Genomic DNA, 23,615 nt, shown 5'->3' on the forward strand with positions numbered 1-23,615 from the left:
AACGAATCTACTTACGATCCGCATTTCCCTTTAATACCATATAAATCAATGCTGAAATAGAACCAAAACCGGCAATGAAACTACTGGTACTGAAATACACAATACGCTGATATGTGGTCAGATTAAATAATTGCTCATTTAAAATATAACGCATGAAAGCCCATTGGACGATACAAAACACAATAATAATAATTGTATGACGACGAACATCGGGACGCATTGCCATGAGAATAGACCTATAAATAGATATGGCTATTATGCCATTTTTCGCAAAAAATCTCAATTTGAGTGAGGCGTGATAAAAAAGCCCCACTCACTGAGCAGGGCTTTTTATGGATTAGCTAAATCTTATTTAGCTTCTTCAGCTTTTGGTTTTTCGCGTAAACGAATACCCAAATCACGCAATTGATTTAGTTCAACTGGCGCAGGGGCTTGAGTCAATGGACATTCAGCAGTTTTGGTTTTCGGGAATGCAATCACGTCACGAATCGAAGATGAACCGGTCATCAACATCACAAGACGATCTAGACCGAATGCCAAGCCACCATGTGGAGGCGCACCGAATTTCAATGCATTCAACAAGAAGCTAAATTTTTCTTCTGCTTCTTCTTCAGAGATGCCTAAAGCTTCAAAGATTGCTTTTTGCATTTCTAGATTAAAGATACGTAGAGAACCACCACCGATTTCAGTACCGTTTAATACCATATCGTAAGCAACAGAAAGGGCTTCGCCTGGATTGTTCTTCACTTCTTCAACGCTTGATTTAGGTAGCGTGAATGGATGGTGAACAGAGGTCCATTTGCCATCATCAGTTTCTTCGAACATTGGGAAGTCAACCACCCAAAGCGGTGCCCACTCACATGTTGCCATGTTCATGTCATGACCGATCTTGATACGTAAAGCACCCATTGCATCGTTTACAACTTTGGCTTTGTCTGCACCGAAGAATACGATATCGCCGTTTTCAGCACCGACACGTTTCAACAAATCAAGCACGATTGGCTCGATGAATTTCACGATTGGAGACTGAAGACCTTCGATGCCTTTTTCAAGTTCGTTGACTTTAATGTAAGCCAAACCTTTCGCGCCATAGATGCCCACAAATTTCGTGTATTCATCAATTTGGCTACGTGGAAGTGAACCTGCACCTGGTACGCGAAGCGCAACGATACGACCTTTAGGATCTTTCGCTGGACCTGCAAATACTTTGAACTCGACGTCTTGCATCATGTCTGCAACGTCAACCAGTTTCAAAGGAATACGCATATCTGGTTTATCAGATGCGTAGTCACGCATTGCATCTGCATAAGTCATACGTGGGAATTTGTCGAATTCAACGTTAAGAAGTTCTTTGAACATCTTCACTGTTAAACGTTCCATCAAATCCATGATGTCATCGTCACTCATGAACGATGTTTCAACGTCGATTTGGGTGAATTCAGGCTGACGATCCGCACGTAAGTCTTCATCACGGAAACATTTAGCGATTTGGTAGTAACGATCAACACCACCCACCATCAACAACTGTTTAAACAATTGTGGTGATTGTGGAAGCGCGTAGAAGCTACCATTTGAAACACGACTTGGCACTAAATAGTCACGCGCGCCTTCAGGTGTTGCGCGGGTCAAGATTGGTGTTTCAACGTCTAAGAAACCATTTTCTTCGAAGTAGTTACGAATTAAGTTGGTTAACTTAGAACGGAAACGTAAACGATCGATCATTTCTGGACGACGGATGTCCAAGAAACGGTATTTCAAACGTACTTCTTCAGAAATATTAGTATTTTCGTCATTTAATGGGAATGGAGGTGTTTCAGAGGCAGCAAGAACTTCAATTTCTTTTGCCAACACTTCGATTTGACCACTCACCATGTTGGCATTTTCAGTACCTTCATAACGGCGACGTACACGACCTGTAATTTTTAGTACGAATTCTGAACGTGCTTTATCGGCAGTTGCAAATGCTTCAGGGGTATCCGGATCGATCACCACCTGAACCAGACCGTCACGGTCACGCATGTCCAAGAAAATAACACCACCGTGGTCACGGCGACGATGTACCCAACCGCATAATGTAACGGTTTGGTCGATTTGAGCTTCGGTTAATGTACCGCAGTAATGAGTTCGCATCATAGCGTAAACAATCCAACTATATGGTTTAAGGCGAGCGTATACGTAAACAGCGTACCGCTTTCGAATACTGAATTATGCCTCTTTGGGGTATGAGTCACAAGAACTAGATCAAAAAACACCATCAATTCGCCTAGAGAAATGCTGAAATACCGTCAAAATCGGGTTAGATTTTCAAATTGAGTCTATTCGGAATGTTTACGATCAATCAGCAAAAAGATGAAACAGCCTAAACTAAAGGTGAGCAAAAACATACGGCAGAAGTGATTGACAGATTGACCAATAAATACGTACAGGTCAGAAGCAAATAAATGAATTCCAATATCTTGAAAGAATCTTAAATAATAGGCACTTGCCGTTAATAACGATAGCAATAAAACGACATACCCACTGAGTTTAATCTTTGACTGTATGGCATTGGACTGTTTGAACTTAAGGTAATAATGCACCAGCATCCATAGCATGATGGGTAGCGCAATCGCAGAAGTGCCGATTTGCAACACACGGTGCATGGGGTAAACATGCCCCATAAGTGATAGGTTTTGACTTAAAAAATCATTGAAGGCAAAGGTACGAAAGTCTGAATGGGTTAGTCCATCCCAGATCAGGTGCGTGGCAATACCCATCACTAAAGCCACAATTACACTGAGGATAAATCCCAATACTTTATCAAATGAGATTAATCCTAAAGGTTTCACCATACCTATCCAGCGGAACACGGCTGGTCGCCATAGCCCATACCACAATAGACAAAAACCGATTCCAATGAGTAGGTTAGGAATTATAATCCCACTCCAGTGGTGAGAAACATCATAGCTTTCAGCCGTAAATAGGCGATATAAATCAGGGGTCATACTGCCAATTGCAAGGGCAGAGATTGGCAGTCGATAACCGGTGAGTTTTGCAATCGGTGGAGCTATGACAGCATGCGAAATGGTAAAGGGCATAACAGTTGAATATCAATTCAGACACATTGAGGCATTGGACTTTACCTTAACAAAATCTTGACTCAATTGTGTCGATGAAAGGCGGTGTTTTGTAAATAAATGATAAATAACAAGCTAATTGAAATATAGAGTTCTTTTAAGAAAAACGCAGATCAATATTGCAAAATTAATGAAATGTTATATTATAACATTAATTAAAAATTGAGCCTTCTCTTACTCATGTCTATGCACAAGAATATTTTGACTTTGTCGATTCTCGGGATTATTTCACCAGCCGTTTTGGCTGAAGATCAAATTCAGAACACTACACCCACCACAAAATTAGAAACGATTCAGCTGCAAGCGCACCCCTTAACCCAATCGGCTGCCGATTTTGCTGTTGCAGACCAAGTTATTCATCAAAAACAATTGGCAGAGCGTGGTACCACCATTGGAGAAGCACTGTCAGGTCAGTTGGGCGTATATTCCAATCAATTTGGTTCAGGTTCAAGCCGACCGGTGATTCGTGGACAAGATGGTCCTCGTGTTAAAGTCTTACAGCATGCTTCAGAAACTTCTGATGTATCGAGTTTATCGCCTGATCACGCAGTAACTGTCGATCCCATTCTCGCGAAACAAGTTGAAGTGATTCGTGGTCCTTCAACGCTGTTGTATGCTGCTGGCACCGTAGGTGGATTGGTTAATGTCACAGATCAAAAAATCCCAACGCAGATGCCAGAAAAAGGCTATGAAGGGCAAGTGGGTCTACGTTACAACACAGGAAGTGATGAAAAGCTTGCCAGTGCAGGTGTGACTGCTGCGATAGGGGATCAATTTGCAATTCGCTTAGAAGGAACGAAACATAAAGCCAATAATTATATTGCCCCGAATTATTTCCATGAGCATGAAGGTGAATTAGAGAAAGAGCGCCGTGTAGATAACACCTTTGCCGATGGTCAAACGTTTAATATTGGTGGTTCATGGATTCATGACCGCGGGTTTGTCGGATTATCTTATAGCAATCGTCAAGATCAATATGGTTTGCCGGGGCATAGTCATGAATATGAAAGTTGTCATCCACATGGTGATCACTTACATTGTGATGGGGGAGAAAATCATGGACATGCGGATGAGCATGATCATTCAGCACATGGGCATGATGAACACGAGCATGAACACGGTGGACCATGGGTTGATTTAAAGTCTGAACGTTATGAATTTCGTACCGAGTTAGCAGAGCCGATCCCAGGCTTCGAGAAGCTCCGTGCGCATGCGAGCTATACCGACTATAAGCATGATGAAATTGAGGAAGGCATTGCCGAAACGACATTTAAGAGTAAAGGTTATGATGCTCGACTTGAATTGGTACATGTGCCTGTTGCCGGTTGGGAAGGGGTGATTGGTGGACAGTACAATCAACAAAAGCTCAATATCAGCGGTGAAGAATCCTTGTTTGATCCGAATAAAACCCAAAAATTCAGTGTATTCGCTTTAGAGCATAAACAATTAGGCGATGTGCATTTAGAACTTGCTGCACGTGCGGATCATCAGAAAATTGATATTCAGTCGAATCAAAAAGATTATGAGGACACCGCATTTTCAGGTTCAGCAGCAGCCAATTGGGCATTTGCACCCAACTATAAATTGTCTTTAGTCGGTTCGCATCAACAACGTTTACCGCTTGCACAAGAGTTATATGCCAATGGTAAACACTTTGCGACCAATACTTATGAACGTGGCAATCAAAACCTCGATATTGAGAAATCGAATAACCTAGAATTGGGTTTGCATTTTGATAATGAACGTGTCGATTATCATCTGCATGTGTATCACAACTGGTTTGATAATTATATTTATGCATCCACTACCTATCCCTATAAAAATTTCCGTTTAGTGGATTACACTCAAGACAAAGCACGTTTTTACGGTGTTGAGGGTGAATTAAACGTTAAATTGAATGATGTTTATAAAGTGGGTGTATTCGGTGATCATGTCCGAGGCAAAATTGATGGAGCAAATGCCCCACGTGTGCCAAGTGGTCGTTTGGGCGCACGCGCAGAAGCTGATTTTGCCGATGGCTGGACCGGTTCGGCTGAATATTCACATGTCTTTAAACAAGACAAGATCAGTGCCTTTGAGCAAGAAACCGCAGGCTACAACATGGTGAACTTGGGGGTATCTTATGCCGGTCAATATGCGCAAGGTAATGATTACCGCATTTATGCGCAAGCCAATAATCTGTTAGATGAGCAAGTTTATTCACATGCTTCGTTCTTGGCGAACATTCCACAGGTCGGTCGTAACTTTACTTTGGGAATTGAATTTGGATTCTAAATTTGAGTCTAGAAGCATCACCTGAAATGCGCTTAACAACACAATAACGCTTGAAAAATAAAACATTTAAACCTAGTCTGCAGTGATCGGACTAGGTTTTTTGTTATGCGTATTTTTCAACGAATTCATCAAAAATTGAATTGGTCAAAGCGTCAGTATTTCGGCTTGATGATCGGTTTTTTGGCCTTGGGCTATCTATCGTCTGCAATTTACCACATGTATAAACCTTTGCCTGATGGGGTGAATTTTACAGGCAAACTGCGTCATGCGCAGGTCAAGTTTTTAGCGGACATGACGTATATTGATGCCCAAGGTCAACAGCAGCAACAACATACGATTTTTAATGAAATGCTGAGTCTGATTGATCAAGCACAAACCACGATTGTGTTGGACATATTCTTATTCAATAAAGAAGTGGGCGCATCGAAAGTACAGCAAGATCAGCTCATGCAAAAGCTAACTAATGCCTTGATTCAAAAACGTCAAGATGTCCCTAATATTGAAATCAAAGTCATTACCGATCCGATCAATTCCGTCTATGGCGGGATTGCACCAAAGCATTATCATCAGCTTCGTCAAGCGGGTGTCGATGTGATTGAAACGGATTTAACGCCATTACGGGCATCTAATCCCACTTGGTCTGGGCTTTGGTATTTATGTTGTCAAACGCTACAAAATAACCCTGAAAAAGGCTGGCTCAATAACCCTTTTGGTACAGAGAAAATCACTTTACGCAGTTATACAAGTTTGCTGAATTTTAAAGCCAACCATCGTAAAACTTTGGTGGTGGATACCACAGCGGGCTGGAAAGCCTTAGTCACTTCTATGAATCCGCATGACGGCAGTTCACGGCATTCGAATGTGGCGTTGGTGGTGTCAGGCAATACAGCAGTGGATGTATTAAAGACTGAGCAAGCCGTCGGACAGATGTCGAAAGCCAATATGCCTATGGTGGTGATTGGTGAATTTGAAGAAGCCAAAACCTTACCACAAGTTCAGGTCTTGACTGAGAACGCCATTTTAGATGCGACACTCAATTTAATTGAAACAGCCAAAGCCAAAGAAAATATTGATTTAGCGATGTTCTATTTGTCTGAACGTCAGATTGTGAAAGCCTTGATTAAAGCAAAACAGCGTGGCGTGAATGTTCGGGTTCTGCTTGATCCAAATAAAGATGCCTTTGGTCGTCAGAAAAATGGCATTCCCAACCGTCAAGTGGCAAGTGAATTAATTGATGCCGGCGTGACGGTACGCTGGTGTAATACCCAAGGCGAACAATGCCATAGCAAAATGATTTTAAAGCACAATGCCAAAACCGCAGAAATGATTTTAGGTTCAGCCAATTTTACCGCACGAAATTTAAAAAATTATAATTTAGAAACTGATTTACGCACGTTAGGTGATGTGAATGCTGCACTATTCCAAGATGCACAGCAATATTTCAACACCGCTTGGTCGAATCTTGATGGTAAAAATATGAGTGTGGAATATGCTCAATATGCTGATGAATCGAAGTTTAAATATGGTGTGTATCGCTTTATGGAATGGAGTGGTTGGTCGACATTTTAAGTTCATTATTTTTTAATCTCCCTAAATCCCTCTTTGAAAAAGAGGGACTTTCCTCCCTTTTTTAAAGGGAGGTCAGGAGAGATTCATTAAGGCGCAGGATTCGGTGGAATGATTTGATCCAAATCTTTATCAGTCATCGTATCCAACTCATTTTCAAGTTCTTTAATATCGGTTTTGATTTTCCACTGTGCTTCATCTTCTACAGGTTGCGGCAAACGTGCTTCTAACCAGTCACACACCACGTCAGGTGGAAAGTCTTCGTGATTACATTGAATCACCCAAGACAAGAATTGTTTTGCTTCACCGTTCATATACGGTGGAGGAGAAACAGGTAAAAATTGGGTCGGTAAGCGTTCATTTTTAGAAATATAATTCAGCACATGTCCCAATTCCTGCACGGTTTGCCATGCAAGTGGATGATCCACATTAATTTGGAATTTAAACCACCATGCACTTTTACCGTCAGTCCCGTAGGAATCAATCATGGATTCTTGAACACTGGGTACTTTACAAAAAAATTGATGTAAACGATCAAAACTTAATTCTGACACGGCTTCGGATCCAGCAATTTAAAAAATCAATATTAGCAGAAGCAAATGATCTATGCGGTGTTTCAACGGCTTAAAAAAATCATTCGCTGACAATTGGCTGTTTTTTATTCATGGTTTCTCTATCATTTTGAGATAAATTAGAAGCATAAATCGGCATGTGGCAGGGGGGCTTTAAAATGAACAAGATTACAAATCAGGACAAGCAGCGCAAGATTTCTTGTTATTTGAGTCAAATGCGCGTTGTATGTGTCGCTTCATTGTTGCTGATGCCGAGCTTGAGTGCGCAGGCAGAAACCAAACTGGGTTATCGGATGAGTCCACCGAAACCACCTGTACAAGCCAATTCAGGGTCTACCTTTAGCAATTCGACTTATAAAGATGTGACAGTTCCTCCTCATATGACTCGGCCACCGCTCTATCAGCAGAATCGTCCTTATCCGTCGCAATATCCAAATCGTCCTTATCCACCCCACGGGCAGCAGGGCTATCCGCAACAAAATGGCGTCACGATTATTTATAACCAGTCTTTGCCCAGCCAAACCACGTATACCCATCAAAGTTATGGCTATGTAAACGGCAATGGCGGTACGATTGAAAGTTCAAGCTATATGTTGATCTCAGATTGGCGACGTTATGGTTTACCTGATCCAAGCGTGGGGATGCATTGGATTTATCAAAATGGACGTTATCTGCAAGTCCCCAATGATCGTTAATGACTGATATATGAATCCTGTCTATTCAATCAAAATAAAAAATCCCTCATCAAGAGGGATTTTTTTATGACAGATTAATCGATATTAAGCCAATTCGTCATCTTCAGGGCGTGGAGTTTTACCCGGTGCTAAAGGCTTTTCATCGTATTTGTCTTTAATGACCGATGGAAATTTCCATGAGGCAAAACGAATGATCAAAATGGCAAAACCGAGCACCAAAATAGAACCGGTGATGATCAGTAAATCCAGATCTGCTTTGTGGTCGTGTTGTATGTCTGAAATCAACAAGCGAGTCAGGGCGGTGATCGCAATATAAATCAGAAACCGCACCGGCATATGATTGGTTTTAAAATAAATCCCGACCATCGCACCGAGTTCTAAATAGATAAATAACAGCAGAATGTCATCAATACTGGCATAGTGATTGTCAGTTAAAATTTCATACACAGTATGTGCAGCTGACCAAATTACCATACAACCAATAATAAACAGGGCGATGTAGTGAAAACTTTCGACTGCAAGATTGCCAAAACGATCAAGGAAGGATTCTATTTTTTTGATTCTAGGATCAGTATTCACGGGTTTATCCTCCTATTCTAATGTTCAAAATGAACAAAGATGCTGTTCAGCTTAACGCATGCAAATTTCATGCGCATGAAAAGCTCATCTATTAAAAGAATGAATTTTTTGGTTTTTTAGTGTTTTTTTTATTCAAAATTAATGTAATGTAGACTCTGTCATTTAACGACGAAGGGAAAATCATGTTAAATAAAATTCAAACAAAAATAGATTCTCTAGCACAAGGCAAAAAATTAATCCTTGGAACTGGCATTCAACTTGATGAAATGCAAAAGGTGGTTGCCTTATGTGAAGAGTTGCAATCCAGTGGGCAGATTAAAATTGTGCGCGTGAATAAAGATCCGAATAAAGCACAGGGTCTTGCGACGGGGATTGTGCTTGAAAAGAATTAATTCATGTTGAATAGATAAAATAAAAAAAACGCCTGACTGATCAGGCGTTTTTTTTATGTAGTTTACTTTCTCAACATGCTCACATTAAGCTTGATTGGTAAAGTAGTCTTCGTTGAAACTCATCACGGTGTCAGAGCTAGCTTTTAAACGTGCAAGACGAGTGTTCAAGTCAGGCAGTACGCGTTGAATGTAGTAGTTCACCAAAGACAATTTGTTTTGGTAGAACTCACCCGGTTTTGCATTGGCTGCTTTAGCGATTTTAGCAAACATATACGTGAAGCTGAGTAAGCCGACCGCATGCAGGTAATCGACCGCTGCTGCATTGGCATAGTCTGGATTTTCTCTAGCACGTTCAATAACCAATTGTGTGACCACTTCAAGCTCAGTCGCTGCATCCAATGTTGCATCTTTGATGTAATTTAAGTCTGAATCAAGATCATTGGCGAAATCACGAATTTCTTCGATATATTCAGCAATGAATTCACCCTGACATTTAATGGTTTTACGACCGATCAAATCTTGCGATTGCACGCCATTGGTGCCTTCATAAATTTGAGAAATACGAAGGTCACGGATACACTGCTCCATGCCCCATTCACGAATATAACCATGACCACCAAACACCATTTGCGCATCAAGGGTTGCGTTAAATGCGGTATCGGTTAAGTAGGCTTTTGCAATTGGTGTGAGGAGGGCAACACGATTATTGGCTTTAGCCACGGCTTCAGGGTCGGTTGAGAACTTGGTAATGTCGAGCTGTTGACCGACATAGACGGCAAAAGCACGAGATGCTTCGTTGTTGGCACGAACGTTAAGCAGCATACGGCGCACATCGCCATGCACTAGAATACTGTCTGCTGGTTTCTCAGGGGTTTTTGCGCCAGTTGAACTACGACCTTGCAGTCGATCTGTCGCATATTGCGCTGCATTTTGATAAGCATATTCAGAAGCCCCTAAACCTTGAATCCCCATCGATAAACGTTCATAGTTCATCATGACAAACATCGCGGCTAAGCCTTCATTTTCTTTGCCGACCAAGTAACCTTTCGCGCCGTCAAAGTTCATGACACATGTTGCAGAGGCTTTGATCCCCATTTTATGTTCAATCGAACCTGGGCCTGCAGTATTGCGCTCACCCAAAGAACCATCTGGATTGACGATGAATTTCGGCACGATAAACAATGAGATACCACGCGAACCGGCAGGGGCATTTGGTGTTTTCGCTAACACCAAATGAATAATGTTTTCTGCAAGGTCGTGGTCACCACCGGTAATAAAGATTTTGGTGCCTGTGATGTTATAGGTACCATCTTCATTGCGTTCAGCTTTGGTTTTAATAATACCGAGATCTGTGCCTGCATGCGGTTCAGTTAAGCACATCGTGCCTGACCATTCACCTGAATAAATTTTAGGTAGGTAAGTTTCTTTTTGCTCTTGCGATGCGTAACTGTTTAATGCCATACCTGCGCCCACGGACAAAAGCGGGTAGAGCATGAAGGATGGATTGGTGGCAAACAACATTTCATCTGCAAGCACAGTCAGCATTTTTGGCATGCCTTGACCGCCCCATTCTTCGTCTGCGCCAAGACCAATCCAGCCACCCTCGGCATATTGTTTGAATGCTTCTTTAAAACCAGCAGGCGTGGTCACTGCACCGTTGTTATAACTTGCACCTTCTTCATCACCTGTACGGTTAAGCGGTAAAGTGACATTTTGAGCAAATTTCGCCATTTCTTCGAGAATGGCTTCTGCCGTTGCTGCATCCACATGTGCAAGATTTTCATTGGATTGCCAGAATTGTTCAGCATTAAATACATCGTTCAGGATGAATTTCATGTCTGCAAGTGGTGCGTTATAAATTGGCATTTTCCTTCACCTATTTTTTGTTCAATCTAATTGGTATGTATCTTGAGTCTAACCAAGCCTTGATCGCGTTGTTAGACGACTAAAGGTTAATGGTATGACTTTATTTATCATTCTTTTATAAAGAAAAAGGACTGCCAAATCTATGACCGTCCTTTTCTTTTTTTACATGTACTGACTATCACGCATTAGAATGCGAAATGTTCAGCATCTAAAGACATCAATGGCTCTAAACCACTAGAGATCACATCAACGTGAGCGCGTACACGTGGCAAGATTTTCTTGAAGTAGAAGCGAGCTGTGGTAATTTTCGCATTGTAGAAGTCAACTTCAGATGTACCTGCAGCCAATTTTTGTTGTGCAACCAAAGCCATACGTGCCCAGAAGTATGCCAAAGTCACATATCCTGAGAAGTACAGGTAATCGACTGCTGCTGCACCCACTTCATCTGGGTTTTGCATCGCACGCATACCAATTTGCATGGTCAAATCACCCCATTCTTTGTTCAGCGCAGCCAATGGCTCAACAAATTCTTTCAAATCAGCATTGTCTTTGTTTGCTTCATTGAATTTATGGATGATTTTGGTGAAGTCTTTTAACATTGCACCTTGGGTTTGCAGAACTTTACGACCAAGCAAATCCAATGCTTGAATTTCTGTTGTACCTTCATATAAGCAAGCAATACGTGTATCACGTACGATCTGCTCCATGCCGTGTTCAGAAATAAAGCCGTGACCACCGAAGACTTGAACACCATGTTTCGCAGCTTCTGAACCTGCTTCAGTCAAGAATGCTTTAGCAATAGGCGTCAATAGCGACAATAGATTGTCTGCATATTTACGTTCTTCTTCAGTTTGACCGTGTTCTACGATGTCAGCATGATGAGCCAAAGCATATACAAGGGCACGACCACCTTCAGCAAATGCTTTTTGTGTTAACAGCATATTACGTACAGCAGGATGCACGATAATTGGATCTGCTTCTTTTTCTGGCGCTTTAGGGCCTGAAAGTGAACGCATTGCTAAACGATCTTTGGCGTATGCAAGCGCACCTTGGAAAGATGACTCAGATGCAGATAGACCTTGTACAGCAGTACCAATACGTGCAGTGTTCATGAAGGTAAACATGCAGTTTAGACCACGGTTTTCAGGGCCGATCAAGAAACCTTTGGCACGGTCAAAGTTGATCACACAGGTCGCATTACCATGGATCCCCATTTTATGCTCGATTGAACCACAACGTACGCCATTACGTTCGCCCACTTCACCGTCAGCAGTGAGGTTAAACTTCGGTACGATGAACAGTGAGATACCTTTGGTGCCTTTCGGTGCACCTGGTAAGCGTGCAAGAACGATGTGAACAATGTTGTCCGCCATGTCATGCTCACCCGCTGAGATAAAGATTTTCTCACCCGAAATCGCATAACTACCGTCACCATTCGGTTCAGCTTTGGTACGGATAATGCCTAAATCAGAACCTGCATGTGATTCTGTAAGACACATGGTGCCTGTCCACTCACCTGAAACCAATTTTGGTAGATACGTATTTTTTTGTTCTTCAGAACCATGATGCTCAAGCGTACGTACTGCACCATGCGACAGACCTGGGTACATGCCCCATGCCCAGTTTGAAGAACCAATCATTTCAGACACGATAATGCCTAAAGAATTGGGTAAACCTTGACCGCCGTATTGCTCTTCAGCAGCCAATGATGGGAAGCCCAATTCTACATATTTTTTATACGCTTCTTTAAAGCCAGTCGGCGTCGTAACGACACCATCATTCCACGTACAACCTTCACGGTCACCGACTTGGTTGAGTGGAGATAATTCATTTTCACAGAAATCAGCCGCAGCTTCTAAGTATTGATCTAACAACTCACGGCTTACGTTTTCTTGGAATGCAGGGAGTTTTGTGAAGTGTTCTTCAGCATTTAATAATTCATGCAAAACAAATTGCATATCACGTAAGGGCGCTTTGTATTGTGGCATATCGGGTTCCTCAATACTGGTTAAACCAGATTTATAATCCTAATAAAAAGGGTGGTGTCTTCAGCGACACCTATGTTCATCTACATCGTGCAATATCTTGAGGCGAGGTACAAGTTTTAAAAGGTGTTTCTGAATGACTGTAAAGTCAAAGAAAAAAATACGAAGTGTTTTAAGTATTTAGACTATATAGATATTTTGTTACTTAATGATGCAACAAATAGTCAAAAGCCATTTTAAACCATCAAACAAAAAAAAGACGCATAATGCGTCTTTTTTTCAACATCTTAAAAGCTTCTTTGCTTAAGCCGCTTTAGGTGCTGTCGGTGCAATAGGCGCTTTCGGTTGGAAGCGCACTTCACATTGACCATTTACAGTGTGTTCGCCAAGTTTAATCTGTACCGCTTTACCGTTGCTTTGACCTTGACATGCTTTGGCAATCGCTTGCTGACGTGCTTGGCGTTCAGCTAAACGTTGCTCAAATTTTTGAGTTAATTCAGCACGTTTTGCATCAGTTAAAGGCTCATGCTGAGTGCGAACATTTTTAATATCACCACGCATTGGACGGTGTTCACCTTTCATTGGGTGATGCTCAGCACGCATTTTTTTCATATTTTCCTGCATGTCTTTACGGTCGGCTTTGAAGTGGATGGCACAGCTACCGTCGATAGTTTTCTCGCCCAATTTCACTTGAACCGCTTGACCGACAGCTTTGCCATCACAAGCTTTTTTGATTTGCTCAAAAGCCTGTTTACGTTGTTCTTGACGTGCTTTAAACGCTTCACGTTGTTCTGGTGACATTTTACGATCCATACGATCGGCGTGACGACCATCAAATTGATGCGCACCTTTAGCATCCTTCGGAGCGGTTGTGGTTTGACAAGCAGTCAAAGCGCCAACGCTCAGAACACTTGCAGTCAAGATTGCGATTTTAGACATGGTATTCATTGCTTACATCCCCGAAGTTGGTATTGGTTTCAATGAGATAAGAATAAATAATAATGATGTAGAAACAATGGAGAGTATTTTTATGAAGTGTTGGTTACAATGCTGAAATGAGAAGAAAATGTGAGACCCGTTTTGAAGATACGCCGTGTGCCCATTGCACTTCGCTTATTTTTAACCGTGCTATTGACCACCTTGGTCATTACCACCGTGAGTTTAAGTGTGTTGCATTGGACGATGCAAAAAAACTTTGCCAAATATGTTGCAGATGTTGAAATGCAAAAACTCGATCACCTGATTGAAAATTTAGGTGGTGTATATGGCGTATATAAAGACTGGGGCAATGCAGTTCAAGCGCAAATTTTGCAAATTGAAGGTAAGGCAGCACCGGATGACTATGACAAGTTGTCGCGTTGGTGGTTACGCCGTCAGTATGATATTGCGCAGCAGCAGCGTTATTTTAAAGAACATACTTTAATGAGTGAGATTGAAGCCCAACAATCTCAAACCATTAATAAGCAAGAACTTAAAGTTCTTGAGGAAAATTTGCCGTCACCTTATCGACCGTTTGAGGGCTTGAAGTTTCCGCTCAGTGCCAATCAAAATCAATTCCGCAATGCCGACAAAAATGGCGATAACCGTAATTCGAGTTTGAGAACCTCAGAGCAGCAACAGGGTAAGAAGTTGTTTATTTCAATGGCAGATCATTTGGGCTTGAGCGCAAGACTGTCACTTTATGATGCGAAACAACAGTTTATTTTAGGTGAACCATCGGAGAATCCAGTGTCGTATCGAGCGATTATGGTCAATGATCAAATCGTGGGATATTTGGGTTTACGCCCCGTATTGGATCAAGATGATGCCTTGAGTATTAATTTCTTTAGTAATCAAAAGCGTTATTTATTGCTGATTTATATTCTGACTTTAATGGCGAGTTTGGTGGCGGCTTTACTGTTGGCAACTTATTTTAAAAAGCCGATTCAACAGTTATTAAATGCGACGCGTGAATTGACCAAAGGCAATTTTCAACATCAAGTCAAAGTCAATCGTAATGATGAATTGGGTGATTTATCCACTGAGATTAATCAGCTTGCGGTGATTTTAGATCAGCATGAAAATTCACGTCGTCAGTGGGTGGCCGATACTTCTCATGAACTCAAAACCCCCTTAGCCGTATTGCAGGCACAGATTGAAGCGATGCAGGATGGGATTCGTAAACCGACGCCTGAACATTTTGATTCCATGCTCCGTCAAGTCAGCAGTTTGAAAAAACTGACCCAAGATTTGGCTGACTTGGCGCAAGCCGAAGCACAGCAGTTGAATTTCTATTTCACTGAGGCCGATCCGTGGGATGTGGTATTACAAGAGATTGAAAACTTTAAACCTAAATTTGATCAGGCGGATTTGACCATTTCAGCACAAGGCCAGGGGACACATTTACAATTAGATGTAGATCGTTTTAAACAAATTATGGTTAATTTACTGGGCAATAGCATTCGCTACACCGAAGCAGGTGGTGAAGTGAAAGTGCATACTGAACAAGATGCCCACAATTGGAGTGTGATTGTCGATGACAGTCCTTTAGGACTGACGGATGAACAATTGACACAATTGGGTCAGCGCTTCTACCGTGTGGATGATTCGCGTACACGTAGCACCGGCGGAACAGGGCTTGGTTTGGCATTGTCAGGTAAAATTGCCCAAGGTTTGGGTGGTACGCTCACTTTTGATCATTCACCATTGGGTGGTTTGCGTTGCAAATTGACCTTTCCAAAACAGTCTAAAGCATAAAAGGAAAAGACATGAAGCATGTGATGCTGGTTGAAGATGAAGTTGAACTTGCACAGTTGGTGCGAGACTATTTAGAAGCGGCTGGATTTGAAGTCAGTATGTTTCATGATGGTCAAGAAGCGTATGACAGCTTCTTACAACGTAAACCCAGCTTAATGATTTTGGACTTGATGGTGCCCCGTATGGATGGTTTAACCATTTGCCGTAAGGTGCGTGAGCAGTCCGACTTACCGATCATTATGGTGACGGCACGGACTGAAGAAATTGATCGTGTGCTAGGTCTAAATATGGGTGCAGATGACTATCTGTGTAAGCCGTTTAGCCCGAAAGAATTGGTGGCACGTGTGCAAGCAGTTTTACGTCGTTTAGAGCGTAAGGCTGAACCTGAAGAAAGCAATTTATTCCGCATTGATAAAGCGCAACAACGCATTTGGTATCAACAAAAATCCTTAAGTTTGACCCCAACTGAATTCCGTTTATTGGAATTGTTCTTAGAGCATGTGGGGCAGGTGTATTCACGCGCACAATTGCTTGACCATATTAACCCGGACAGCTTTGATGTGGCAGACCGTGTCATTGACAGCCATATTAAAAATTTACGCCGTAAGATTTCAGATGCAGCGGAAACTGGGAATCGTCATGAATGGGTTCAAGCTGTATATGGCGTAGGCTACCGCTTCGAATATCCTGAAGATTGATATGTAAATATCTTCAAATAGAGCGAATGGCGTGAGCCATTCGCTTTTTTTATGTAAATTTTTAAATACTGAATAGATTTTTAATGTATTTAAATCAAATCTTTAAACCCTTAAACTCATGATAATCAAACCAATCTCTCTCATTTAAACGGGTTGTTCGTATTGCCTAGACTAGGTGAGAGCGCTCGAAGCGATTACAATCCCTATTTTTATTGACTATGAGAGTGTGCTTTGAACAACGAGACGCCCAAACTTCAGCGCCGTTTGAAGAATCGTCATATCCAACTCATCGCCATGGGCGGTGCAATTGGTACAGGACTTTTCTTAGGTTCAGCACATATTATCCAGTCTGCGGGCCCGTCGATTATTTTGGGCTACTTGATGGGTGGTTTGATTGCGTTCCTGATTATGCGCCAATTGGGTGAAATGATTGTGCATGAACCCGTGACAGGTTCATTTAGTTATTTTGCATTTAAATATTGGGGTAAGTTTTCAGGATTTCTCACCGGCTGGAACTATTGGATTCTCTATATTTTGGTGGCGATGACCGAGCTCACTGCCATTGGTAAATATATCAATTATTGGTGGCCTCATATTCCTGCTTGGGGATCTGTACTGTTCTTTTTTGTGGTGGTGACACTTGCCAATTTAGCCAATGTAAAACTTTATGCTGAGTCTGAATTTTGGTTATCTCTGATTAAAGTGATCGCCATAGTCAGCATGATTGGTTTTGGACTGTATTTGCTGATTACTGCCGATGTGGGTTCGACTGTTTCGATCAGTAATTTATGGGCACATGGTGGCTTCTTCCCAAATGGTTTTGAAGGCTTATTTTATATGCTGGCCTTTATGATGTTTGCCTTTGGGGGGATTGAACTGATCAGCATGACCGCAGCAGAAACGGAAAATCCGGATCAGAATATTCCGAAAGCCATCAATCAAACCGTGATTCGAGTATTTTTATTCTATATTTGTTCATTGGCGGTTTTGCTGTCGTTGGTGCCATGGAATCAGTTGCAATTGGGGGATTTAGACCATAGTCCCTTTGTGATGATTTTTAGTCAGATGGGGATTGCTTGGGCTGCACATTTACTGAATTTTATTATTTTGACGGCATCACTTTCTGTTTGTAATAGCGGTATGTATGCCAATAGTCGCATGTTATTGGGCTTGGCAGAACAGGGCAATGCACCGCAAGTGTTTAAGCGTGTGAATCAGCATGGGACTCCGATCGCAGCCGTTCTATTTTCAGCATTATTGATCTTTGGTTGTGTGTTGCTGAATTACTTCTTGCCTGAAAAAGCCTTAAGTTATTTGATTTATGTGGTGGTGGCAGCTGCGGTATTGAACTGGATCATGATCAGTTTAATTCATTTAAAATTTAGACAAGCCATGAAACAACAGGGGATTCAAAGCAAGTTTCCTGCGCTATTTGCACCATTGACCAATTATTTGGTTTTAGCGTTTATGTTGATGTTGTTATACATCATGTGGACGCAAGGCTTTATGTTGTCGGTGTTGATGTTGCCAGTATGGATAGCGGTGTTATTTGGTGTGTTTAAGCTTCGAAATAAAAGGACTTAAACAGTCTATCTTTAAATCAGTATTGATCAATAAAGCCCAAATGATGTCATTTGGGCTTTTTAATTGTTTAATCGTTGTAGTAGGCTTCAGGAATATTGACGACTTTACCTGTTATCTCTCTTAAAGGCTGTACATATGAATCAAAGAAATGCGTATCGGCGGTAAATATATCTAAATTATCTGCATCATTTGTTTTAACTGTTAATTGTGAATATCCTGGTCCTCTACCGGGTAAATAATTTATAACTGTAAATGATTTAATATTTTCATTGTTAAGAATCAGGGCTGTATCAGTTCCTGAAAATCCAACTTTTTGATTTTTTCGATCGAACCATATTCCACTGTTATCCCTTAGTAAATTTTTTATCATGATTGGTATATGTTTGATTGAATCATTTTCCATATGATTTAAATTAATTTCTATGGATTTATCAAAGGGTAGTAATTCAGAGACTTCAATGATTTTTTCATAATTTTCATTTATTAAAAAATGTTCATAGGGTCTTTCATTGTAGAAATGCAATGATGTACTCCCATCACTATAGGTGGATTCATCATCATAGTCATAACGAATAGATGCTGCTATCCCTTCAGCAAATTGAAATCTTAAATAGCATTGGTCATCTCTTTCCCATCCAAAATCATCAACATCGATATCTTCATTTAACCAAAAATCACGAAGTTCTTTGTAACTTTGGTCAGAATGTGTATTGTCATATAGGTCTACGTAAAATTCTTGAATCGGTCGATTGCGAATAACATTATCCACATAGAGTTCAAGTTGATTAATCAGAATATCTTCAACCCTGACAGGATATTTGAATCTTGCATATTGGGTACCATAACTAGAAGTGTAATATTCAATATAACCCTTAGTTTCTAATTCATTATAAGTTGTATCCCACGATAGCATTTGTTTTGGCTCGGTATAAATTTCATAGCCAAAATCACCATCTTGAAAATCACCTTCTAAAAATTGATAATTTTTAGCAAAGTTCTTTCTCCAAATTTTTACTTTTTCATTTTCTATTCTGTTTTTTGAGATAGTGAAGAAAGTTTCATCGTCAAAATTGAAAATTTGAGAAAGTTCACGATAGACATGATTAAAGTCATCTAATTCTGTTGAAATATAATGCTCAGTGTCAGAAAAAATATATAAATACGGTATACCTCCTAAAATATGTACATAAGCATATTTCATGAGATCAATATCTAGCGTTTCTAGATTGTTGAAATGGTTATAGTGAAGTATGTTTTCTTCTATCCAAATTTCTTTATTTTTCATATTTGATCCAATTATTTTTGTCTGATATTTAATTATTAAGCTTGTGCAAAAAATCAGTACTACCTAAGTAACTGAATTCTTAAACGTTCAACTTTGCCAATTTTCTTGACCACCAACGCATAAGAATCTTTCACCAAATCCTCAATCAATAAAGCATCAATATGTTCACCTTCATATACTGAAATCCAATGCTTTTTATTCATGTGATAACCCGCTCGAATTGAAGGGTAGAGTGCTTTTAATTCATCTGCATAGATTGGATCACACTTTAAATTCACCAAAAGCTGTTGTTGATATTGCGTCGAGAGTAGAAATACTTTATCCATGACTTTGACCACATCACACCCAACACCAAAAGGTTGACTTAATGTGGTTTCAGGCAGACTTAACGCAACTTTAAGCGCGAGTTTTTGAATCTCATCTCCATGCATATCAGCCAATCCTTTTTATTCGAGTTAAGGGTAAATCATAATCGGCGTGCCATTATCGACCAATTGCCAAATCTCATCCATATCTGTATTACGAACGGCAACACATCCCCAAGTCCAATCCTTTTGCGGTAAATAATCCATGAGCTGAGGCAAGGCCTTGAGCTGTTGGTGATTCGCTGAACCGTGAATCATAATATCACCTCCAGGGGAAACCCCTAAATCTTGTGCTTTTTTCTTATCTTCTGCATTGGGGTAGGAGATGTGTAGTGATTTATAGAATTGGCTATTGGGATTGCGCCAATCAATCACATAGTGTCCCTCAGGTGTTTTACCATCACCTTCTTGAACTTTATGCCCAATCGGATCGAAACCCAAACGCATGCTATAACTGCGTATGATTTGAGTATCATGTCGAAGTTGAACGAGGCGTTTCGCTTTATAAACATGAATGTCCGTGATTGGGCTGTTTTGTCGAATGTTTTGAATGTCTACAGCATTCAAAGAATAGGTCTGATCTTGTGTTAAGGCTTCTGCTGATGTGGGAATAAATTGACTGTACTTGTTATAAGCGATCACGAGAATCACCATAAAAATAATAGAAAATATAAGCCAGAAGAGATTTTTATTGTTATGCATTTTGAGTAGCTACATTCAAAGATTCATTATTATTTTAAATGTCTGTAGACAGTTTAAGTTCTACAGACATTGCGATGGTTATAGCACCGTGTAAATGTGCTTATGAAGAACAGCTCACCATGACTTCTGGCACATCACTGGGTAATGGTCCAAGGTCTTGGGGTTGCTCTAAATCAGGTTGCTTCTTGAAGGGCTGACTGAGAAGCTGAAATAGTCGATCGACCTCAGAAAAATCATTAGCCTCTGCCAATTCAATGGCTTTCTGCGCCATATGATTACGTAAAATATAGTGAGGATTAGCCTTCTGCATTTCCGCATCCAATTCAGCAGTATCCTGATGTTTACGAATGCTGTCATACAGGCTTAAGAAACTTTCAAAAGCACGACGGTCTAAGCAATCATCTTTAATGGTTTCATATTCTTTGTTTTGCAAACGGATAAAACTTTGGGTGTAATCCAATTGCTCGCTTTGCAAAATCCGTAAGAAAGCCATGGCACAATCAAAACTGTCTTTATGGAAAGACGGCAGTCCCATTTTTTGATTTAAGCCCATTTTGTAATGCTCTAGGAAGGTAGGCTCATAGTGCTCCAAACATGTGGCTAGTGCGTCTTTCCATTGCTCTTTATCGAATTCAGCAGGGCATAGAGGCACTAGATTATTTAGCCAATTCCATAGATTCCAATGCCCAATACTTGGTTGTTGTTGGTAGGTATAACGTCCATGATGATCGGAATGGTTATTGATCCAATTCGGGCGGAAGCGTTCCATAAAACCATAGGGACCGAAGTCGAGCGTTGAGCCTGTAATATTGAGGTTGTCGGTATTCATCACGCCGTGTGCGAAACCCACCAATTGCCATTTGGCTATCATCACCGCAGTGTTTTGAATCACTTGCGTAGCAAAAGCTAAGATTGGTTGTTCAGCTTCTAGACATTTCGGGTAATGCCACTCAATACATTTTTGCGTAAATTCAGTAAGCAAGTCACCTTGGTACTGATTAATCCATTCAAAATGTCCCAAACGAATGTGACAATCTGAAGTCCGTAACATCATGGCACCACGTTCTAGCTTTTCACGTTGCACGCCTTGATCGGAAGAGGTGAATCCAACCGCATTACTTGAAACCACACCTAAGGAATTGAGTGCATGACCTGCCAGATATTCGCGAATCGTAGAACGTAACACGGCACGTCCATCACCCATACGAGAGTAAGGCGTTGAACCTGCCCCTTTTAAATGCAGATCAATGGTTTGATGATTTTTATCTAAAATTTGAGCAATCAGTAAACCACGACCATCACCCAATTGACCTGCCCATTGACCAAATTGATGACCTGCATAGACCATCGCTAAGGGTTCAAATTCAGCAAAGGTTTTTTGTCCGCTACAGATCTCAACCCAAGCCTGTATATCCTCATCAGACCAATTCAGTTGCTTGGCCAAGGCTATATTAAAATGACCTGCTTTTGCCCCTTTGAGTGGGAGAGGTTGCTGATGATGGTAAAGCTTAGGGCTTAGAGTATTGTAGTGAGAATTAAATTGCATGATCTTATACAGCGTTTAGAAAGCTGTTTTCACTATAGCAAAGTTCAGTACAGAAGAATGTGGCTTTCATTTAAATGCAATCAAACATGTATTTTCAAGCAAAAGAAAAGCTCCCGGAGGAGCTTGTCTATATATGGATGAAAAACTAGATTAGTTTGAAACGGCACCTTTTTTAAGATTGCGCATCAACTGATTTAAAGTTTCACGGTGTTGCGACAAACGCAGCTCAACTTGATGGAACTCATCTTTTAGTTTGCTGTCCATTTGATGAATCTTTTCAGCAACAGAAGCTTTTTTGGCTTGAATTTCTTGCTCTTTCAATTTTGCCCAATCATTTAGGGTTTGAGAGAAGGCATCATATTCTTGAGCAATACGCAGTTTCGCAGTTGCAATATCTTCAGTCATGTTATGACCATACACCGCAAGGTCTTGCTGCGCATATTTAAACTTCATCGCCAATTCGGCTTTCTTGATGTTAAAGCTTGGAATACGACGCAGGTTTTTCGCCAAACCGAATTTAGAGAACGTCCAAATCAACCATTTGGTTGGATCGTACTGCCACCATTTCACGCCATTACGATAATCGTATTGGAAAATATGGTGATAGTTATGATAACCCTCACCCCAAGTCGCAATCGCTAGCCAGAAGTTGTCACGTGCAGTGTTCTCGTCGGTATATGGACGTTTGCCCCACATGTGGCATAAAGAGTTAATAAAGAACGTCACATGATGGCTCAAAATCAAGCGGACTAAACCACCCAATAACATCACACCCCACATATCACCCACCAAATAACCGACAGGGATTAGAATCGCAGCATGTACAGCCGCAACTAAGGGAATGTAATATTTGTCTTGGAACATTACCACTTTGTCTTTTAACAAATCTGGTGCATTTTTATAGTTTGGTTCCGCAGCAGGATAGTCACGGAGCATCCAACCAATATGCGCGTACCAAAAACCATTGTTAATCGAGTATGGATCTTGTTCCACATCATCGACATGACGGTGATGGGTACGGTGACCAGATGCCCAATACAGAATGCTGTTTTGAACCGCAAAGGTCCCCATAATCATTAACAGAATTTTTAAAGGGGTCGTCGCTTCATACGCACGATGTGCCCATAAGCGGTGATAACCTGCCGTAATCCCCAAGCTACTGACGCCGAGTAAAACGAACATACTGATCCATGCACCCGCGCTAAAATCATGATTCATGGCATAAAGCGGGATAGCGATCAGTGCAACAATAGGGATAAACACCAATGCGAAAACTGCAATCCAGTTAATTGGGGCTTTGGGTAGGGGAGCATTCATCTCCAACAGCACTCCTAGAACCTTTTCAAGGTTGATCAAGGTATAAATAGAAGCCTAATCTACTACTTTTTATAGGGATTAAACTTTTGGCATCTTAGCATGAGCGAACAAATGTTCACTAGCATTATTGTACAGTTGTATTGAACTCAACAGTAACAGAATAAATTCTTTTTTCATTGGATTTATCGTCTTAAAAACATCCAAACCTGCACAACAACGATATCGTGTCACTCTAACAATCAATGATAGAGAAACAGTGAAGTTGATGTTTTATTTTGGCATGAATCTATAGGTAGATTCAGTGTATTTATTGAGCATTTAAGTGTGTTAATTTACA

The 23,615-nt window shown here is 40.9% G+C and carries 20 protein-coding genes; 7 read left to right on the forward strand and 13 right to left on the reverse strand.

Translation table 11 applies throughout. The features are described from left to right. Positions 1 to 7 precede the first annotated feature (7 nt). The 3 genes from G8D99_RS02640 to G8D99_RS02650 all read right to left on the reverse strand — a co-directional run bounded on the left by G8D99_RS02640 (position 8) and on the right by G8D99_RS02650 (position 3,077). Positions 8 to 226 (reverse strand): hypothetical protein, encoded by a 219-nt coding sequence (locus G8D99_RS02640; RefSeq protein ID WP_166322369.1) that lies wholly within the window; start codon positions 224 to 226, stop codon positions 8 to 10. Positions 227 to 348: 122 nt separating this feature from the next. Then, positions 349 to 2,133 (reverse strand): aspartate--tRNA ligase, encoded by a 1,785-nt coding sequence (gene aspS / locus G8D99_RS02645; RefSeq protein ID WP_166322371.1) that lies wholly within the window; start codon positions 2,131 to 2,133, stop codon positions 349 to 351. Between the two features lie 182 nt (positions 2,134 to 2,315). Further along, positions 2,316 to 3,077 (reverse strand): DUF4184 family protein, encoded by a 762-nt coding sequence (locus G8D99_RS02650; protein WP_166322373.1) that lies wholly within the window; start codon positions 3,075 to 3,077, stop codon positions 2,316 to 2,318. Positions 3,078 to 3,296: 219 nt separating this feature from the next. Here G8D99_RS02650 and znuD point away from each other — a divergent pair, with 219 nt between their 5' ends. Beyond that, on the forward strand, positions 3,297 to 5,390 hold the full coding sequence (gene znuD / locus G8D99_RS02655; protein ID WP_166322375.1) for a zinc piracy TonB-dependent receptor ZnuD: 2,094 nt from the start codon (positions 3,297 to 3,299) through the stop codon (positions 5,388 to 5,390). Between the two features lie 105 nt (positions 5,391 to 5,495). Further along, the gene (locus G8D99_RS02660) at positions 5,496 to 6,959 is read left to right on the forward strand and encodes a phospholipase D family protein (RefSeq protein ID WP_166322377.1); all 1,464 of its coding nucleotides are present in this window, start codon (positions 5,496 to 5,498) and stop codon (positions 6,957 to 6,959) included. An 86-nt stretch (positions 6,960 to 7,045) separates the two neighbouring features. Here G8D99_RS02660 and G8D99_RS02665 read toward each other — a convergent pair whose 3' ends face one another. Further along, the gene (locus G8D99_RS02665) at positions 7,046 to 7,510 is read right to left on the reverse strand and encodes a hypothetical protein (protein ID WP_166322379.1); all 465 of its coding nucleotides are present in this window, start codon (positions 7,508 to 7,510) and stop codon (positions 7,046 to 7,048) included. Between the two features lie 176 nt (positions 7,511 to 7,686). On the opposite strand from G8D99_RS02665, the gene G8D99_RS02670 reads away from it, so the two are divergent. Next, the gene (locus G8D99_RS02670) at positions 7,687 to 8,223 is read left to right on the forward strand and encodes an RcnB family protein (RefSeq protein ID WP_227554344.1); all 537 of its coding nucleotides are present in this window, start codon (positions 7,687 to 7,689) and stop codon (positions 8,221 to 8,223) included. Between the two features lie 84 nt (positions 8,224 to 8,307). Here the strand turns inward: G8D99_RS02670 and G8D99_RS02675 are convergent, their stop codons facing one another. Next, positions 8,308 to 8,802 carry a phosphate-starvation-inducible protein PsiE gene (locus G8D99_RS02675; protein WP_166322381.1) on the reverse strand — a complete coding sequence of 165 codons (495 nt, stop codon included), beginning with the start codon at positions 8,800 to 8,802 and terminating at the stop codon, positions 8,308 to 8,310. 182 nt (positions 8,803 to 8,984) lie between these two features. On the opposite strand from G8D99_RS02675, the gene G8D99_RS02680 reads away from it, so the two are divergent. Next, positions 8,985 to 9,194 carry a hypothetical protein gene (locus G8D99_RS02680; protein WP_166322383.1) on the forward strand — a complete coding sequence of 70 codons (210 nt, stop codon included), beginning with the start codon at positions 8,985 to 8,987 and terminating at the stop codon, positions 9,192 to 9,194. Positions 9,195 to 9,278: 84 nt separating this feature from the next. Here G8D99_RS02680 and G8D99_RS02685 read toward each other — a convergent pair whose 3' ends face one another. The 3 genes from G8D99_RS02685 to G8D99_RS02695 all read right to left on the reverse strand — a co-directional run bounded on the left by G8D99_RS02685 (position 9,279) and on the right by G8D99_RS02695 (position 13,993). Next, positions 9,279 to 11,060, reverse strand: a complete 1,782-nt coding sequence (locus G8D99_RS02685) for an acyl-CoA dehydrogenase C-terminal domain-containing protein (protein WP_166322385.1) — start codon at positions 11,058 to 11,060, stop codon at positions 9,279 to 9,281. 185 nt (positions 11,061 to 11,245) lie between these two features. Continuing rightward, complete coding sequence (locus G8D99_RS02690; protein ID WP_166322387.1) at positions 11,246 to 13,048, reverse strand: acyl-CoA dehydrogenase C-terminal domain-containing protein; 1,803 nt, start codon at positions 13,046 to 13,048, stop codon at positions 11,246 to 11,248. A gap of 300 nt (positions 13,049 to 13,348) precedes the next feature. Further along, positions 13,349 to 13,993, reverse strand: coding sequence for a hypothetical protein (locus tag G8D99_RS02695; protein ID WP_166322389.1), 645 nt, complete (start codon positions 13,991 to 13,993; stop codon positions 13,349 to 13,351). A 132-nt stretch (positions 13,994 to 14,125) separates the two neighbouring features. Here G8D99_RS02695 and baeS point away from each other — a divergent pair, with 132 nt between their 5' ends. The 3 genes from baeS (at position 14,126) to G8D99_RS02710 (ending at position 18,063) form a co-directional block, all read left to right on the forward strand. Continuing rightward, on the forward strand, positions 14,126 to 15,781 hold the full coding sequence (baeS, locus tag G8D99_RS02700) for a sensor histidine kinase efflux regulator BaeS (RefSeq protein ID WP_166322391.1): 1,656 nt from the start codon (positions 14,126 to 14,128) through the stop codon (positions 15,779 to 15,781). Positions 15,782 to 15,792: 11 nt separating this feature from the next. Beyond that, on the forward strand, positions 15,793 to 16,479 hold the full coding sequence (locus tag G8D99_RS02705) for a response regulator (RefSeq protein WP_166322393.1): 687 nt from the start codon (positions 15,793 to 15,795) through the stop codon (positions 16,477 to 16,479). Positions 16,480 to 16,710: 231 nt separating this feature from the next. Further along, positions 16,711 to 18,063: an amino acid permease gene (locus G8D99_RS02710; protein ID WP_166322395.1), complete on the forward strand. Its 1,353-nt coding sequence runs from the start codon at positions 16,711 to 16,713 to the stop codon at positions 18,061 to 18,063. Between the two features lie 67 nt (positions 18,064 to 18,130). Here G8D99_RS02710 and G8D99_RS02715 read toward each other — a convergent pair whose 3' ends face one another. From G8D99_RS02715 to G8D99_RS02735, 5 genes are all read right to left on the reverse strand, one after another. After that, positions 18,131 to 19,348 (reverse strand): hypothetical protein, encoded by a 1,218-nt coding sequence (locus G8D99_RS02715; RefSeq protein WP_166322397.1) that lies wholly within the window; start codon positions 19,346 to 19,348, stop codon positions 18,131 to 18,133. A gap of 59 nt (positions 19,349 to 19,407) precedes the next feature. After that, positions 19,408 to 19,779, reverse strand: a complete 372-nt coding sequence (locus G8D99_RS02720) for an MmcQ/YjbR family DNA-binding protein (protein WP_166322399.1) — start codon at positions 19,777 to 19,779, stop codon at positions 19,408 to 19,410. Between the two features lie 24 nt (positions 19,780 to 19,803). After that, positions 19,804 to 20,415: a L,D-transpeptidase family protein gene (locus G8D99_RS02725; RefSeq protein ID WP_166322401.1), complete on the reverse strand. Its 612-nt coding sequence runs from the start codon at positions 20,413 to 20,415 to the stop codon at positions 19,804 to 19,806. Between the two features lie 100 nt (positions 20,416 to 20,515). Further along, positions 20,516 to 21,961: a protein adenylyltransferase SelO gene (locus G8D99_RS02730; protein ID WP_166322403.1), complete on the reverse strand. Its 1,446-nt coding sequence runs from the start codon at positions 21,959 to 21,961 to the stop codon at positions 20,516 to 20,518. Between the two features lie 150 nt (positions 21,962 to 22,111). Next, complete coding sequence (locus tag G8D99_RS02735; RefSeq protein ID WP_166322405.1) at positions 22,112 to 23,278, reverse strand: acyl-CoA desaturase; 1,167 nt, start codon at positions 23,276 to 23,278, stop codon at positions 22,112 to 22,114. Between the last annotated feature and the right edge of the window lie 337 nt (positions 23,279 to 23,615).

Origin of the sequence: Acinetobacter lanii, assembly GCF_011578285.1 — a bacterium.
Classification (GTDB): domain Bacteria; phylum Pseudomonadota; class Gammaproteobacteria; order Pseudomonadales; family Moraxellaceae; genus Acinetobacter; species Acinetobacter lanii.

What these genes read in the sequence shown, in the direction of transcription:
- G8D99_RS02640 (WP_166322369.1), bottom strand. Translation starts at nt 226, where the DNA reads ATGGCAATGCGTCCCGATGTTCGTCGTCATACAATTATTATTATTGTG.
- aspS (WP_166322371.1), bottom strand. Translation starts at nt 2,133, where the DNA reads ATGATGCGAACTCATTACTGCGGTACATTAACCGAAGCTCAAATCGAC.
- G8D99_RS02650 (WP_166322373.1), bottom strand. Translation starts at nt 3,077, where the DNA reads ATGCCCTTTACCATTTCGCATGCTGTCATAGCTCCACCGATTGCAAAA.
- znuD (WP_166322375.1), top strand. Translation starts at nt 3,297, where the DNA reads ATGTCTATGCACAAGAATATTTTGACTTTGTCGATTCTCGGGATTATT.
- G8D99_RS02660 (WP_166322377.1), top strand. Translation starts at nt 5,496, where the DNA reads ATGCGTATTTTTCAACGAATTCATCAAAAATTGAATTGGTCAAAGCGT.
- G8D99_RS02670 (WP_227554344.1), top strand. Translation starts at nt 7,687, where the DNA reads ATGAACAAGATTACAAATCAGGACAAGCAGCGCAAGATTTCTTGTTAT.
- G8D99_RS02680 (WP_166322383.1), top strand. Translation starts at nt 8,985, where the DNA reads ATGTTAAATAAAATTCAAACAAAAATAGATTCTCTAGCACAAGGCAAA.
- G8D99_RS02685 (WP_166322385.1), bottom strand. Translation starts at nt 11,060, where the DNA reads ATGCCAATTTATAACGCACCACTTGCAGACATGAAATTCATCCTGAAC.
- G8D99_RS02690 (WP_166322387.1), bottom strand. Translation starts at nt 13,048, where the DNA reads ATGCCACAATACAAAGCGCCCTTACGTGATATGCAATTTGTTTTGCAT.
- G8D99_RS02695 (WP_166322389.1), bottom strand. Translation starts at nt 13,993, where the DNA reads ATGAATACCATGTCTAAAATCGCAATCTTGACTGCAAGTGTTCTGAGC.
- G8D99_RS02705 (WP_166322393.1), top strand. Translation starts at nt 15,793, where the DNA reads ATGAAGCATGTGATGCTGGTTGAAGATGAAGTTGAACTTGCACAGTTG.
- G8D99_RS02715 (WP_166322397.1), bottom strand. Translation starts at nt 19,348, where the DNA reads ATGAAAAATAAAGAAATTTGGATAGAAGAAAACATACTTCACTATAAC.
- G8D99_RS02720 (WP_166322399.1), bottom strand. Translation starts at nt 19,779, where the DNA reads ATGCATGGAGATGAGATTCAAAAACTCGCGCTTAAAGTTGCGTTAAGT.
- G8D99_RS02725 (WP_166322401.1), bottom strand. Translation starts at nt 20,415, where the DNA reads ATGCATAACAATAAAAATCTCTTCTGGCTTATATTTTCTATTATTTTT.
- G8D99_RS02730 (WP_166322403.1), bottom strand. Translation starts at nt 21,961, where the DNA reads ATGCAATTTAATTCTCACTACAATACTCTAAGCCCTAAGCTTTACCAT.
- G8D99_RS02735 (WP_166322405.1), bottom strand. Translation starts at nt 23,278, where the DNA reads ATGAATGCTCCCCTACCCAAAGCCCCAATTAACTGGATTGCAGTTTTC.